Genomic DNA, 14,000 nt, shown 5'->3' with positions numbered 1-14,000 from the left:
TGTTAGTCAGCACTCAATTTACGGGCGATAGCGTAGCGCCCGTGGATATTTCATTTACACGTTTGGGGAGAAAACCACATGTCTGACGGTTGGAATATTGCCCTGCTGGGCGCAACGGGCGCAGTGGGTTCGGCATTACTGGAATTGCTACAGGAACGTGAATTTCCGGTAGGTGAACTGTACCCCCTGGCCAGCGAACGGAGCGTGGGGGAAATTATCCGTTTTAACGGTAAATCCTGTCCGGTGGAAGATGCGGCGGTTTTTGACTGGTCACAGGCGCAACTGGCGTTCTTTGTCGCCGATCAGCAAGCCAGCGAACGTTACGCGGAAGAGGCGGGTAATGCCGGGTGTCTGGTTATCGACAGCAGCGGCTTGTTTGCCCTGGAACCGGATGTGCCGTTGGTGGTGCCGGGTGTTAACGCCCACGCGCTGGCTGATTATCGTAACCGTAATATCGTCGCGGTGGCGGATAGCCTGACCAGCCAACTGCTGACGGCGATTAAGCCCTTGACGGAAGCCGCAGGTTTATCCCGCCTGCATGTCACGAATATGCTGTCGGTTTCCGCACTCGGCAAAGCGGCGGTCAATGACTTAGCCGGGCAAAGCGCCCGCTTGCTGAACGGTATTCCGCCTGAGACCGGTATCTTCCCTAAGCAGTTGGCGTTCAATTTGTTGCCGCTGTTGCCTGATAATGAAGGCAGCGTGCGTGAAGAACGGCGTCTGGTGGATCAGGTGCGTAAAGTGTTACAGGACGAAGGGCTGCCGGTTTCCGTCACCTGCATCCAGTCGCCGGTTTTCTACGGACATGCGCAGGTGGTTCACCTTGAAGCGTTGCGTCCGCTTTCGGCGGAGGAAGCGCGGGATGAACTGTTGCAGGCCGGTGATATCCAACTCAGTGAAGAGCAGGATTACCCGACACAGGTTGGCGATGCTTCCGGCAATGTGCTGCTGAGTATTGGCTGTTTGCGAAATGATTACGGTATTCCAGAACTGTTGCAATTCTGGTCTGTGGCGGATAACGTCCGTTTCGGCGGCGCGCTGATGGCCGTGGAAACGGCAGAATGTCTGGTGCAGGAGTATTTGGGGTAATGTCGGAACCGATTCTGGCGGGGGAAAGTTCTCCGCTGAAAATTGCGCTGGGGATTGAGTATGACGGCAGCCGCTATTATGGCTGGCAGCGTCAGGCTGAGGTTGACAGCGTTCAGGCCTGTCTCGAACAGGCGCTGACCAGGGTGGCCAATGAGCCGATTAGCGTATTTTGCGCCGGGCGCACCGATGCCGGTGTGCACGCCACGGGGCAGGTGGTGCATTTTCTGACGCAGGCGGCGCGCAAAGACGCAGCCTGGACGATGGGGGTTAATGCCAACTTACCGCCGGATATCGCGGTGCGCTGGGTAAAAACGGTCAGTGATGATTTTCATGCCCGCTTCAGCGCCACGGCGCGCCGTTATCGTTATGTCATCTTTAACCATCGCTATCGCCCCGCAATACTTGCACGGGGCGTTACACATTATTACCTGCCGCTGGATGCCGGGCGGATGGAACGTGCCGGTCAATGTCTGCTGGGTGAGAACGATTTTACCTCGTTTCGTGCCGTACAGTGCCAGTCGCGCACCCCCTGGCGCAATGTAAATCATTTAAAGGTTACGCGTCACGGCGCTTATATCGTGGTAGATATTAAGGCCAATGCGTTTGTACATCATATGGTTCGTAATATCGTCGGTAGCCTGATGGAAGTGGGGTGCGGCAATCAGCCGGAAGGGTGGATTGCGCAACTGCTGGCGGCAAAAGATCGCTCATTGGCGGCGGCCACGGCCAGGGCTGAAGGGTTGTATCTGGTCGCGGTAGATTACCCCGCACGTTTTGCTTTACCACAGCCGGTGATGGGGCCTCTGTTTTTAAATGATTAGCTTTTGGCTGACTACGTTGATGGTCGGAGGCAAAAAGGCGACATCGGGGAAGGGATGTTTTTATGGAATTTATACGGTTTATTATTGATTTTATCCTGCATATTGACGTTCATCTGGCGGAACTGGTCGCGCAATACGGTGTCTGGGTTTATGCCATTTTATTTTTGATTTTATTCTGTGAGACCGGATTGGTGGTGACGCCGTTTTTGCCGGGTGATTCTTTATTGTTTGTTGCGGGGGCGCTGGCTGCATTGCCATCGAATGACCTGAATGTGCATACGATGGTTTTGCTGATGGTTACTGCGGCGATCGCAGGGGATGCGGTGAACTACACCATTGGCAGGTTGTTCGGTGAGAAGCTGTTCAGTAACCCGGAATCAAAAATATTCCGCCGAAGTTATCTGGATAAAACGCACCAGTTTTATGCCCGTCACGGGGGTAAAACAATAATTCTGGCGCGTTTTGTCCCTATCGTGAGAACATTCGCGCCGTTTGTGGCGGGAATGGGACATATGAGCTATCGGCACTTTGCGGCTTACAATGTAACAGGCGCTCTGCTATGGGTACTGTTGTTTACCTATGCGGGTTACCTGTTCGGCGATTTACCCATAGTGCAGGAAAACCTGAAATTACTGATTGTGGCGATTATCTTTGTCTCTATTCTGCCAGGCATTATTGAGATTGCCCGGCACAGAAGAGCGGCTACACGTGGCAATGTGAAGTAAATGGTATAAATTTTAACATCCGGTTTGACCAGTTTTTTATCCACAGTACCGGAACGTTATGGTTTAATGGGCAGCATTTATGGTCTGTTCCTGGAACAATCCCTGGTGCCGATGCCTTAGTACCGCAAGCAACGCGTGTCTCAGGCATTTTTTAATTGGCGGTGTGTCAGGGAAATAGTTAACGTGAACAGCGGACTGGCGTTTGCCAGGTTCAAACAGAAAGGTTATCAATGAGCTGGATTGAACGAATTCTTAACAAAAGCAATATCACGCCGACCCGTAAAGCGAACATTCCTGAAGGGGTTTGGACGAAATGTGATAGTTGCGGTCAGGTTCTTTATCGTGCGGAACTGGAGCGTAATCTGGAAGTCTGCCCTAAGTGCGATCACCATATGCGCCTCTCCGCTCGTGCTCGTCTGCAATCTTTTCTGGATAAAGAAGGGACTGTGGAATTAGGTAGCGAACTGGAGCCGAAAGATATCCTGAAATTCCGGGATTCTAAAAAATATAAAGATCGTCTGGTTGCTGCGCAAAAGCAGTCTAATGAAAAAGACGCTCTGGTGGTGATGAAAGGCACATTATATGGTATGCCGGTGGTTGCGGCGTCGTTTGAATTTGCTTTTATGGGCGGTTCGATGGCATCGGTCGTCGGTGCGCGTTTCGTCCGTGCTGTCGAGCAGGCGCTTGAAGAGGGGTGCCCGCTGGTGTGTTTTTCCGCCAGCGGCGGCGCCCGTATGCAGGAAGCGCTGATGTCGCTGATGCAGATGGCAAAAACCAGCGCGGCATTGGCAAAAATGCGCGATCGTGGTTTGCCTTATATTTCTGTGCTGACCGATCCGACGATGGGCGGTGTGTCCGCCAGTCTGGCAATGCTGGGCGATCTGAATATCGCCGAGCCTAAAGCGTTGATTGGTTTTGCCGGGCCGCGGGTGATCGAGCAAACGGTGCGTGAAAAACTACCGCCGGGCTTCCAGCGCAGTGAGTTCCTGATTGAAAAGGGCGCTATCGACATGATCGTTCGCCGCCCGGACATGCGCTATAAACTGGCGACGATTCTTGCCAAGTTGACCAATCATCCGGAACCGGGCAATGATGTGGCGGAACTTCGCCATGATGCTGCATCTGAATCGCAGGATGAAGTATAACTGAACCGATGAACAGGAAGCGTGAGCGCTGCACTGAGCAGAAATCAGGCTTCCTGTATAAAATGAACCGTAAGCCAGTGAACGGGACTCATGGATAATCTTCAAATACCCCAAGCCACGTCACCTTTGGTCACGTGGCTTCATTATCTTGAGCACCTGCACGCCCAGTCCATCGATTTGGGACTGGATCGCGTAAAGCAGGTTGCTGAGAATCTTCAATTATTACAGCCCGCCAATGTGGTGTTTACTGTCGCAGGGACCAATGGCAAGGGCACGACCTGCTGTACGCTGGAATCGATACTGCTGGCCGCCGGATTGCGGGTGGGTGTATATGGATCGCCTCATTTGCTGTGTTACACCGAGCGGGTGAGAATTCAGGGTAAAGAGTTACCTGAATCGCTGCATTGTCAGGCATTTGCAAGTGTTGAAGCCGGAAGAGGCGATGTTTCACTCACTTATTTTGAGTTTGGAACCTTAGCCGCGTTGCAGATGTTTAAGCAGGCAAAGCTGGATGTCGTGATTCTGGAAGTGGGTTTAGGCGGGCGTCTTGACGCCACCAACATTATCGATGCAGACGTTGCCGTGGTAACCAGCATTGCGCTGGATCACACCGACTGGCTGGGTAACGACCGGGATAGCATCGGCAGAGAAAAAGCGGGTATCTTCCGGCAGGGTAAGCCTGCCGTGGTCGGTGAGCCGGATATGCCGGGCGCTATTGCGGATGTTGCCGGTGAAAAAGGCGCCGTGTTATTACGCCGTGGCCGGGACTGGGATTTCTCCATTCAGCGCAACGGCTGGAGCTGGCAGAATAAGCAACGCGAACTGTCGGGATTGCCGATGCCGAATGTGCCATTGGCCAATGCGGCGACCGCATTGGCCGCGTTAAATTATTCACCATTAAACGTCAATGAAGAGGCGATTCGTCAGGGGTTATCTCAGGCCGCTCTGCCTGGACGTTTCCAGATTGTCAGTGAAAAACCGCTGCTGATTCTGGATGTTGCTCATAACCCTCACGCCGCCGCTTATCTGGCGAGTCGGTTGGCGATGTTGCCAAGAACCGGGAATATCCGTGCAGTGATAGGAATGCTGGCAGATAAAGACATCGGCGGTACGCTGTGTCATTTGAAGCCGTTGGTGGACGAATGGTATTGCGCACCGCTGGAAGGCCCTCGCGGCGCGACTGCGGCGCAACTGGCGGAACACCTGGCGAGGTGTCGGTCGTTTGCTGATGTGGTCAGTGCCTGGCGGCAGGCTATGGCAGAGTCGGGCGAACAGGATATCGTCATTGTGTGGGGATCTTTTCATACGGTAGCGCATGTCATGGAAGCGCTGGATGAGGGGAAAGCGTATGGCGAGTAAATTTCAGAATCGTTTGGTTGGAACTATCATTCTGGTTGCGCTGGGTGTCATTGTGCTGCCCGGTCTGTTGGATGGTAAGAAAAAGCATTATGAAGATGAGTTCGCGGCTATCCCTCTGGTTCCTAAGCCGGGAGACAGCAATGAAATGGATGCGCTGCCCGCGCTGACTCAATCTTTGCCCAGCCAGCCGCCGGAAGGGGCGGAGAACGCCATGCAGGATAAGCGTACAGACGCTGGTGCGGAAAACCCCGATATAAATGCCCCGCCAGAAAGCCCGCCGCCTGTAGCGAATGCCCCCGCTGTAGTGGCGCCGCCTGCTGTCGTTGAACGCCCGCCCGTTCAGACGCCGGTTGAACCAAAACCGCAGCCGAAACCGGAGGTTAAACCAAAACCTGAGGTCAATTCAGAAACGTACTCTGGAACTAAACCACAGCCGCAGGCCACAGAAAAGGCACCTGTCGGGCAAGCCTATGTTGTGCAGCTGGGCGCACTGAAAAATGCCGATAAGGTTCATGAAATCGTCGCCAAACTTCGTCTTTCCGGCTATCGGGCTTATACCGTACCGACTACCCCGGTGGCGGGGCAGATTACCCGTATTTATGTCGGCCCGGATGCGTCAAAACAGAAATTGCAATCTTCGCTGGCGGAATTACAACAGCTCAGTGGGTTGAGCGGCCAGGTGAGATCGTATAGCGTGCGTTAGGGAATCAACATGCTTGCGGGCTGTTTTTTGGTTTGATTATCTATTGATGAAATTGGCGGAAATACGCTACGCAAACGTTTTCTTTTTCTGTTAAAATGCGCCGCGAACAGGATGACGTGGCGACTTAGCGGTTGGCATCGTTCATTATTAGGATGACTCATGGTTTGGGTTGATTACGTCATTATTGGCATCATCGGATTTTCGGCGCTGGTTAGCCTTATCCGGGGGTTTGTACGTGAAGCGTTGTCGCTGGTGACCTGGGGATGCGCGTTTTTTGTCGCCAGCCATTATTATGTTTATCTCGCGGTACATTTCACCCGTTTTGATGACGAACTGGTACGTAATGGTATCGCTATTGCCATTCTGTTTATTGCGACGTTGATTGTGGGTGCTATTGTTAACTATGTGATTAGTTCACTGGTTGAACGCACCGGATTATCAGGCACCGATCGCGTATTGGGCATTTGTTTCGGTGCGCTGCGTGGTGTGTTGATCGTTTCCGCACTGCTATTCTTTCTGGATACCTTCACCGGTTTTTCACAGAGTTCCGACTGGAAGCAGTCCCAGTTAATTCCGCAGTTCAGTTACATTATCAGGTGGTTTTTTGACTACCTGCAAAGCACGTCAAGTTTCTTGCCGCAGCATCTATAAGCTGCGGTAGCGCTGATGAGGAAAAGACACCATGTGCGGTATTGTCGGTATCGCCGGTTTTACACCGGTCAACCAGTCGATTTATGACGCGTTAACGGTGTTGCAACACCGTGGGCAGGATGCCGCAGGCATCATCACCATTGACGCCTTAAACTGTTTTCGTCTGCGCAAGGCCAACGGCCTGGTGAAAGATGTGTTTGAAGCACGGCACATGCAACGTTTACAAGGCAATATGGGCATTGGTCATGTACGTTACCCTACCGCAGGCAGCTCCAGCGCCTCGGAAGCACAGCCTTTCTACGTTAACTCACCGTTTGGCATCACGCTGGCGCATAACGGCAACCTGACCAACGCTCACGAACTGCGCAAGAAGCTGTTTGAGCAAGAGCGCCGTCATGTTAACACCACGTCCGATTCTGAAATTCTGTTAAATATTTTTGCCAGAGAGCTGGATCGTTTTCAGCACTATCCTCTGGAGGCTGATAATATTTTTGCGGCAGTTGCTGCGACGCACCAGCAGATTCGTGGTGCCTATGCCTGCGTGAGCATGATTATCGGACACGGAATGGTGGCTTTCCGCGATCCTAATGGCATTCGTCCTCTGGTTATCGGCAAACGCAGTCTGGAAGATGGCCGCAGTGAATATATCGTGGCGTCGGAAAGTGTGGCGCTGGATACGCTCGGTTTTGAATTTTTGCGTGATGTCGCGCCGGGCGAGGCGATTTACATCACGGAGAAAGGGCAGTTGTTTACTTGTCAGTGCGCCGAAAACCCGAAAAGCAATCCTTGCCTGTTCGAGTATGTTTACTTTGCGCGTCCTGACTCTTTCATCGATAAAATCTCTGTGTACAGCGCACGCGTGCGTATGGGCCAGAAACTGGGTGAGAAAATTGCACGCCAGTGGGAAGATCTCGATATCGACGTGGTTATCCCCATTCCTGAGACCTCCTGTGATATCGCACTGGAAATCGCCCGTATTATTAACAAACCATATCGTCAGGGGTTTGTGAAAAACCGTTATGTGGGGCGTACCTTTATCATGCCGGGTCAGCAGGCGCGCCGTAAATCAGTACGCCGTAAGCTGAACGCCAACCGTGCCGAGTTCCGTGATAAAAATGTCCTGCTGGTCGATGACTCTATCGTCCGTGGTACTACGTCAGAGCAGATTGTCGAGATGGCGCGTGAAGCTGGCGCCAAGCGTGTCTATCTGGCATCGGCTGCGCCGGAAATCCGTTTCCCTAACGTTTATGGCATCGATATGCCGAGCGTGAACGAACTGATTGCCCACGGTCGTGAAGTGGAGGAAATCCGCCAGCTCATTGGCGCGGATGCGTTGATTTTTCAGAATTTGGACGATCTGATTGCCGCAGCCCGTGAAGATAACCCGGATATCACCCAATTTGAATGCTCGGTATTCAATGGTGTGTATGTGACGAAAGATGTCGATCAGAGCTATCTGGATTATCTGGAAGTGCTGCGTAACGACGATGCTAAAGCGTTGCGTAGCCAGAACGAAGTGGAAGATCTGGAGTTACATAACGAAGGCTGAGTACTCAATTTTCAGTCGCCGCACTGGTATGGCTGCGCTGAGACATGAGTAAACTGAAAGGGAGGGCGTTTATGCGTCTTCCCTTTCCTTATTCTTGCTTCTCGGCAATCAATACGGCAAAGTCAGCGCAGGCACTCGCTGTGCTAACTACAAACCCGCGTTAACCATCTGGCGCGAACGGTCAGAGGCAGGATTAATGAAACGACTTATTATTGGTATTTCCGGTGCCAGCGGTGTGATTTATGGCGTTCGTCTGTTGCAGGTTTTACAGGCGATAGAAGGCATAGAAACTCACCTGATTGTGAGTCAGGCAGCCCGGCAAACGCTGTCTCTGGAGTCTGATTTCAGCCTGCGCGACGTTCAGTCGCTGGCGGATGTAGTGCATGATACGCGTGACATCGCAGCCAGCATCTCCTCCGGTTCATTTAAAACCGCCGGGATGGTGATTTTGCCTTGTTCGATAAAAACCCTGTCAGGCATTGTTCATAGCTATAGCGATAATTTGCTGACGCGTGCTGCTGATGTCGTGCTGAAAGAGCGCCGTCCTTTGGTGCTTTGCGTGCGTGAAACACCGCTGCATTTGGGACATTTGCGAATGATGACTGAAGCAGTAGAGTTAGGGGCGATCATCATGCCGCCGGTGCCTGCTTTTTATCATCGCCCACAAAGTGTGCAGGATATCATTGATCAGACGGTGAACCGTGTCCTCGATCAGTTCGACATTACGCTGCCGGAAGATCTCTTTACGCGCTGGCAGGGAGCGTGATTACGGCGTGTTTCTATGCGCGGCCTAAATATCATTGATTCTGGTCATATAACCGCCTTGCCCTATTTTGGGGCTTTTCCCGGCGTTATATTGCTTTTTAATCCCCATTGCACTTTAATGGCGCCCAAATTTGACGCAGTGATGACACTGCGGCCTGCTCCAGCCTTGCAGGTTCACAGATAAAATCACAAAAGCGACGGGTTACTTCACACTGTTCGCGTCATATAAGCTTATCGATTCAGTTTTTTCATTGTGGCATGAAAACTGCAACATTCCGTAGTGGACAATGTACCGTGATCACATGCTTTGTTTTAACCTCGTCGCTCGTTCTGACGTCGATTACTAATTTTGGATCTTCAATCACTCATGGTAGGGGTAATAATATGAAAAAATTGATAAAAATTTTACCGTTGGCTTTCGTTCTGGCAGCAGGAAATGCCGTGGCTGATATCCCTAAGAATCTTAGACTCGGCACTGACCCCAGCTATGCGCCTTTTGAATCAAAGAGTGCCAGCGGTGAATTGGTTGGGTTTGATATCGATCTGGCAAAAGAGTTGTGTAAGCGTATCGCCGCTAATTGTACATTTGTCGAAAGTGATTTTGATGCATTAATCCCGTCTCTGAAAGCCAAGAAAATTGATGCCATTATCTCCTCGCTCTCCATCACTGAGAAACGCCAGCAGGAAATCTCCTTTACTGAAAAACTTTATGCGGCGAATGCCCGGCTGATTGCCAAGAAAGGTACGGATATCAAACCAACGCCAGAGTCATTAAAGGGGAAACGAATCGGCGTATTGCAGGCATCCACACAGGAAAGTTACGCCAATGCGTATTGGCAACCCAAAGGGATTGATATTATCGCTTATCAGAATCAGGAACTTATTTATGCCGATTTAATATCAGGCCGCATTGATGCGGCGTTTCAGGATGAAGTTGCGGCCAGCGAAGGCTTTTTGAAACAGGCTGTTGGTAAAGACTACGAATTTGCTGGTCCTGCCGTAAAAGATGACAAATATTTTGGCGTAGGGACCGGCATGGGACTGCGCAAAACGGATACGGAGCTGAAAGCAGCGCTGGATAAGGCTTTTGATGAAATGCGCAAAGACGGCACCTATGACGCTTTTGCGAAAAAATACTTCGATTTTGATGTCTACGGCGGCTAAACACCTCTGTTATTGGTTTCTGCCTGCTTGTGCAGGCAGAACGAAGCGGGAACGCTGAAGGGAATTCATCTCTGGCCAAAATGATGTCAGCCAGATTTTTTCGTCACATCTTGCAGCGCTTCTTCCAGTTCAAAGAAACGAAAGCCGAAACCCGCCGCTTCCAGCCGCTGTGGAATCGCACGCTGTCCGCCTAGCACCAGTGTTGAGGCTTCGCCCATCAGCAACTTTAGCGCGAAACCCGGTACGCGAACAAAGCCTGGCCGATCCAGTACGTGCGCCAGCATGGCGGAAAACTGTTCATTACGCACAGGGTAAGGCGAAACCATGTTAAACGGCCCGCTGAGTACCGTGTTATCCAACAGATAAATAATTCCGTTCACCATATCGTCGAGATGAATCCACGGCATGTACTGTTTGCCGGAGCCCATCGGGCCACCGAGGCCTAAACGAAACAGCGGTAACATTTTTGCCAGTGCGCCGCCCTGGTCGGAGAGCACGATACCGGTACGTAACAGACAGACGCGGGTTTTGTCGCTCTCGGCAGACTGCGCCAGTGCCTCCCAGCGAGCGCACAAATGATGGGTGAATTCGTTGGCGGGCGTTTCATCTTCCGTCACCAGCGCCGCCCCCTGATCGCCATAATACCCCACGGCGGATCCGGAGATAAAAACGCAAGGCGGCTCGCTACTGGCGTTAATCAGTTTGGCGAGTTGTTCGGTAATGTTCCAGCGGCTCTGGCTCAGGCGTTGTTTCTGTTGCGGGGTCCAGCGTTTATCTGCGATCGGCTCACCTGCCAGATTAATCACGCCATCGAAATTGTTCAGAGAGGTTTGATTATTGAGTGTTGACCAGTACTCTACCTGATTACCTAACAGCTTGCGGGCGCGCTGCGGATCGCGGGTTAATACGGTAATATGGTGAGAAAGCAGTTGTAATCGTTGAATCAGATGGCGTCCGATAAGTCCGGTTCCACCGGTAATTAATAATTGCATGTCTGGCCTCGCTTATCCCTTTCACCTTTCAAGATGCCCTGTAGTATCTTGAAATCTATGGGTATGGAACCTATTCCAATCAGGGAGGATTCATTGCTCTTTGGCCCCTGACAGGTCTACGCCTTGTGATAGCACATTGTCATGGAGACAGCGTCGGCATACCGCAGGGCAAACAGTTTATCCACTTCAACTTCAGCATAGGTGATCCAGTCATGATTGCTGGCGATATCAAGCACATCCTGCGTTAATTTTTCCAGCAGAGCAAAACGGTTCTCCTCAACGTGACGAATAATATTCTTGGTGACGGTGCGGTAGTTCAATGCATCATTGATATTCTCGCTATTGCGTGCGTGCTCTGCCGGATAGTGGATCACAACGTTGATGACAATGTCCTGTCTGTTATTGATCTCTTCTTCTTTAATCCCGATAAACGTGCGTAACCGTAAGTTTTTTATACGAATAATGGCATCAGTATTGCTTTGTGACATTCATCAGCCCTCAGTAATGTTTATGTTGCTATAACCATATCAGAAGATAACCGAAGGCCGAATGGGATGAATGATTACTGTTCTGCTAATTTGTAGGCGCGATCCGTTGCCGGACGAGCGCTAATCCGTTCATACCAGCTTTTCACCGCCGGATAGTCACCAAGATCAATACGTTGACGAGCATAAGAGACAACCCACGGATAGGTTGCAATATCGGCAATACTATAATTTTCACCCGCCAGCCAGGGACTCTTTTGTAGTTGTTTATTTAACACGCGGTATAAACGCTGAGTTTCCTGCTGATAACGTTCAATGGCGTAGGGAACAGGCTGGGGGGCGTAGTGGTTAAAATGGTGGTTTTGTCCCAGCATGGGGCCGAAGCCAGCGACCTGCCAGAATAGCCATTGCAGGGTAGCCGTGCGTTCGCGCAGATCCTGACTCAACAATGCCCCGCTTTTTTCAGCCAGATACAGCAGGATCGCGCCTGACTCAAACAGGCTGATAGCGCTACCGCCATCGGCAGGCCGTTGATCGACAATCGCCGGGATTTTGTTGTTAGGAGAGATGGCCAGAAATGCAGGCTTAAACTGCTCACCGGTGCCGATATTAACGTGGTGAAGCTGGTAGGGAAGGTTTGTCTCTTCAAGAAAAAGCGTAATTTTATGCCCGTTGGGGGTAGGGGCGTAATAGAGATCAATCATGATGAATAGTGCCTCCGTTTCACTTCAGAAAAACATAATTGAACTGCGTGACTTTGCGATCACGTTGCTGTTCGGTCAGGATTAAATGCTAGGTCAAAATGGTATTTCTGAAAAGCCGGGAGATTACCCTACCACTTCTCCGGCGGGAAAATAAGCTGTTGCGATGTAATCTTGCGGCGTGGATCAACTGATGCAGACGTGGCGATGACGCAGAGACGCACCGTCATTAAGACCGTGGCGATTTCTCCGCATGAGGCTATATCAGGGTAATGAAATATAGGTGCCCTCCTATTACGCATTGAATGCCGCATTGTGGGTCAGGATGTTTCAGTATAGTGCAGGGGCGCGTGATAAGCGGTTTACAGAGCGAGTCTCTTGCTGGCCTGTCCTGCATCTTGCTATATGGTACAGTCTTTGCAATTCCCCCTGATATTGTATTGATATCGGGGATGACAGTATGAAAAATAACAAGGCAGAACCAGGGTTAAAACGTACGTTGGGCAGTTTCCATTTATGGGGAATAGCGGTCGGGTTGGTTATTTCAGGTGAATATTTTGGCTGGAGCTATGGCTGGGCACAGGCTGGTACGCTGGGTTTTTTAATCACCGCGTTGGCGATCGCCGCTATGTATTGTGCTTTCATCTTCAGCTTCACCGAACTGACAACATCAATACCTCATGCTGGCGGGCCATTTGCCTATGCTTACCGTGCTTTTGGTCCAACCGGTGGTTTTATCGCCGGGTTCGCTACGCTGATTGAGTTTGTGTTTGCCCCGCCAGCTATTTCGATGGCTATCGGCGCCTATCTGAATGTGCAGTTCCCGTCGTTGGATCCTAAATGGGTCGCCGTCAGCGCGTATCTTATTTTTATGGGACTCAACATTCTTGGCGTAGGCATCGCCGCCACGTTTGAACTGCTGGTTACATTGCTGGCTATATTTGAATTGTTAGTGTTTATGGGCGTGGTGGCACCGGGTTTTGAATGGAGCAATTTCACCAATCTGGGCTGGGCTGGCGCTGATGAATTCAGCCCGGTGGCGCTCTCCGGTATTTTTGCCGCCATCCCATTTGCTATCTGGTTTTTTCTGGCGATTGAGGGTGCGGCAATGGCCGCCGAAGAGGCTAAAGATCCTCGCCGGACCATTCCACGTGCGTTTATCTGCGGTATTCTGACGCTAACCCTGCTGGCGCTTGGCGTCATGCTGTTTGCTGGCGGCGTGGGAGACTGGCGTCAACTATCGAATATCAACGATCCGCTGCCTCAGGCAATGAAGCTGATTGTCGGCAGCAACAGCGGTTGGCTGCATATGCTGGTATGGCTGGGGTTATTTGGTCTGATTGCGTCGTTCCACGGTATTATCATGGGGTATTCCCGTCAGATATTTGCCCTGGCGCGCGCCGGATATTTGCCTAAGCCTCTGGCGCGTATTCACACGCGTTTCCGTACACCACACCGGGCGATTCTGGCAGGCGGCATTGTCGGTATCGCCGCCATTTTCTCTGATTCGCTGGTAACCATCGGCGGACAGCCATTGACCGCTAATATCGTCACCATGTCGGTATTCGGTGCTATTGTGATGTATATCACTTCAATGGCCGCACTCTTCAAACTGCGCCGTAGCGAACCGGCGCTGAACCGTCCGTTCCGTGCGCCCTGGTATCCGTTTGCCCCGGCATTTGCGCTGGTGATGGCGGTGATCTGTCTGGCTGCTATGGTTTATTACAATACGTTATTGGCAACCATTTTTGCCGCCATGATGCTGCTGGGTTACGGCTGGTTCCGCCTGACGCGTGGAGCGCGTGATACCGCCGCGTTTGATCCACAATTGACCGTTTCCAAGTAACGAAC

The 14,000-nt window shown here is 51.4% G+C and carries 14 protein-coding genes; 11 read left to right on the top strand and 3 right to left on the bottom strand.

Annotated elements, in window-relative coordinates; all coding sequences use genetic code 11:
• The first annotated feature begins 78 nt into the window (after window positions 1–78).
• From BIY29_RS08415 to BIY29_RS08365, 10 genes are all read left to right on the top strand, one after another.
• On the top strand, window positions 79–1,089 hold the full coding sequence (locus tag BIY29_RS08415; RefSeq protein ID WP_121574695.1) for an aspartate-semialdehyde dehydrogenase: 1,011 nt from the start codon (window positions 79–81) through the stop codon (window positions 1,087–1,089).
• Complete coding sequence (gene truA / locus BIY29_RS08410) at window positions 1,089–1,910, top strand: tRNA pseudouridine(38-40) synthase TruA (protein ID WP_121574694.1); 822 nt, start codon at window positions 1,089–1,091, stop codon at window positions 1,908–1,910. The genes BIY29_RS08415 and truA overlap by 1 nt, the downstream gene beginning before the upstream one ends.
• Before the next feature lie 62 nt (window positions 1,911–1,972).
• Window positions 1,973–2,635 carry a DedA family protein gene (locus BIY29_RS08405; protein WP_121574693.1) on the top strand — a complete coding sequence of 221 codons (663 nt, stop codon included), beginning with the start codon at window positions 1,973–1,975 and terminating at the stop codon, window positions 2,633–2,635.
• Between the two features lie 230 nt (window positions 2,636–2,865).
• Window positions 2,866–3,780, top strand: a complete 915-nt coding sequence (gene accD / locus BIY29_RS08395) for an acetyl-CoA carboxylase, carboxyltransferase subunit beta (RefSeq protein WP_121574692.1) — start codon at window positions 2,866–2,868, stop codon at window positions 3,778–3,780.
• Between the two features lie 90 nt (window positions 3,781–3,870).
• Window positions 3,871–5,139, top strand: a complete 1,269-nt coding sequence (gene folC, locus BIY29_RS08390) for a bifunctional tetrahydrofolate synthase/dihydrofolate synthase (protein WP_121574691.1) — start codon at window positions 3,871–3,873, stop codon at window positions 5,137–5,139.
• Window positions 5,129–5,842 carry a cell division protein DedD gene (gene dedD, locus BIY29_RS08385; protein ID WP_121574690.1) on the top strand — a complete coding sequence of 238 codons (714 nt, stop codon included), beginning with the start codon at window positions 5,129–5,131 and terminating at the stop codon, window positions 5,840–5,842. Before folC ends, dedD begins: the two co-directional genes overlap by 11 nt.
• 159 nt (window positions 5,843–6,001) lie before the next feature.
• Complete coding sequence (gene cvpA / locus BIY29_RS08380; RefSeq protein WP_121574689.1) at window positions 6,002–6,493, top strand: colicin V production protein; 492 nt, start codon at window positions 6,002–6,004, stop codon at window positions 6,491–6,493.
• 31 nt (window positions 6,494–6,524) lie between these two features.
• Window positions 6,525–8,042 (top strand): amidophosphoribosyltransferase, encoded by a 1,518-nt coding sequence (purF, locus tag BIY29_RS08375; protein WP_121574688.1) that lies wholly within the window; start codon window positions 6,525–6,527, stop codon window positions 8,040–8,042.
• Window positions 8,043–8,238: 196 nt separating this feature from the next.
• Window positions 8,239–8,808: a UbiX family flavin prenyltransferase gene (locus tag BIY29_RS08370; protein WP_121574687.1), complete on the top strand. Its 570-nt coding sequence runs from the start codon at window positions 8,239–8,241 to the stop codon at window positions 8,806–8,808.
• 383 nt (window positions 8,809–9,191) lie between these two features.
• Window positions 9,192–9,971 carry a lysine/arginine/ornithine ABC transporter substrate-binding protein gene (locus BIY29_RS08365; protein WP_121574686.1) on the top strand — a complete coding sequence of 260 codons (780 nt, stop codon included), beginning with the start codon at window positions 9,192–9,194 and terminating at the stop codon, window positions 9,969–9,971.
• A gap of 86 nt (window positions 9,972–10,057) precedes the next feature.
• Here BIY29_RS08365 and BIY29_RS08360 read toward each other — a convergent pair whose 3' ends face one another.
• The 3 genes from BIY29_RS08360 to yfcG form a co-directional block, all read right to left on the bottom strand.
• Window positions 10,058–10,963, bottom strand: a complete 906-nt coding sequence (locus tag BIY29_RS08360; RefSeq protein ID WP_121574685.1) for a TIGR01777 family oxidoreductase — start codon at window positions 10,961–10,963, stop codon at window positions 10,058–10,060.
• A gap of 116 nt (window positions 10,964–11,079) precedes the next feature.
• Window positions 11,080–11,451, bottom strand: coding sequence for a dihydroneopterin triphosphate 2'-epimerase (gene folX, locus BIY29_RS08355; protein WP_121574684.1), 372 nt, complete (start codon window positions 11,449–11,451; stop codon window positions 11,080–11,082).
• Between the two features lie 74 nt (window positions 11,452–11,525).
• Window positions 11,526–12,152: a GSH-dependent disulfide bond oxidoreductase gene (yfcG, locus tag BIY29_RS08350; RefSeq protein ID WP_121574683.1), complete on the bottom strand. Its 627-nt coding sequence runs from the start codon at window positions 12,150–12,152 to the stop codon at window positions 11,526–11,528.
• A gap of 457 nt (window positions 12,153–12,609) precedes the next feature.
• Here yfcG and eat point away from each other — a divergent pair, with 457 nt between their 5' ends.
• A complete protein-coding gene (gene eat, locus BIY29_RS08345; RefSeq protein WP_121574682.1) occupies window positions 12,610–13,995 on the top strand; it encodes an ethanolamine permease in 1,386 nt (461 codons plus the stop codon).
• The last annotated feature ends 5 nt before the right edge of the window (window positions 13,996–14,000 follow it).

The sequence above is a fragment of the Brenneria alni genome, assembly GCF_003666245.1.
Classification (GTDB): Bacteria; Pseudomonadota; Gammaproteobacteria; order Enterobacterales; family Enterobacteriaceae; genus Brenneria; species Brenneria alni.
The sequence above is the reverse complement of the archived record's forward strand: the minus strand, read 5'-3'. Positions and strand labels throughout refer to the sequence as shown.

Bases quoted from the DNA above. Each gene is read 5' to 3' on its own strand.
- BIY29_RS08415 (WP_121574695.1), top strand. From the start codon at position 79: ATGTCTGACGGTTGGAATATTGCCCTGCTGGGCGCAACGGGCGCAGTG.
- truA (WP_121574694.1), top strand. From the start codon at position 1,089: ATGTCGGAACCGATTCTGGCGGGGGAAAGTTCTCCGCTGAAAATTGCG.
- BIY29_RS08405 (WP_121574693.1), top strand. From the start codon at position 1,973: ATGGAATTTATACGGTTTATTATTGATTTTATCCTGCATATTGACGTT.
- accD (WP_121574692.1), top strand. From the start codon at position 2,866: ATGAGCTGGATTGAACGAATTCTTAACAAAAGCAATATCACGCCGACC.
- folC (WP_121574691.1), top strand. From the start codon at position 3,871: ATGGATAATCTTCAAATACCCCAAGCCACGTCACCTTTGGTCACGTGG.
- dedD (WP_121574690.1), top strand. From the start codon at position 5,129: ATGGCGAGTAAATTTCAGAATCGTTTGGTTGGAACTATCATTCTGGTT.
- cvpA (WP_121574689.1), top strand. From the start codon at position 6,002: ATGGTTTGGGTTGATTACGTCATTATTGGCATCATCGGATTTTCGGCG.
- purF (WP_121574688.1), top strand. From the start codon at position 6,525: ATGTGCGGTATTGTCGGTATCGCCGGTTTTACACCGGTCAACCAGTCG.
- BIY29_RS08370 (WP_121574687.1), top strand. From the start codon at position 8,239: ATGAAACGACTTATTATTGGTATTTCCGGTGCCAGCGGTGTGATTTAT.
- BIY29_RS08365 (WP_121574686.1), top strand. From the start codon at position 9,192: ATGAAAAAATTGATAAAAATTTTACCGTTGGCTTTCGTTCTGGCAGCA.
- BIY29_RS08360 (WP_121574685.1), bottom strand. From the start codon at position 10,963: ATGCAATTATTAATTACCGGTGGAACCGGACTTATCGGACGCCATCTG.
- folX (WP_121574684.1), bottom strand. From the start codon at position 11,451: ATGTCACAAAGCAATACTGATGCCATTATTCGTATAAAAAACTTACGG.
- yfcG (WP_121574683.1), bottom strand. From the start codon at position 12,152: ATGATTGATCTCTATTACGCCCCTACCCCCAACGGGCATAAAATTACG.
- eat (WP_121574682.1), top strand. From the start codon at position 12,610: ATGAAAAATAACAAGGCAGAACCAGGGTTAAAACGTACGTTGGGCAGT.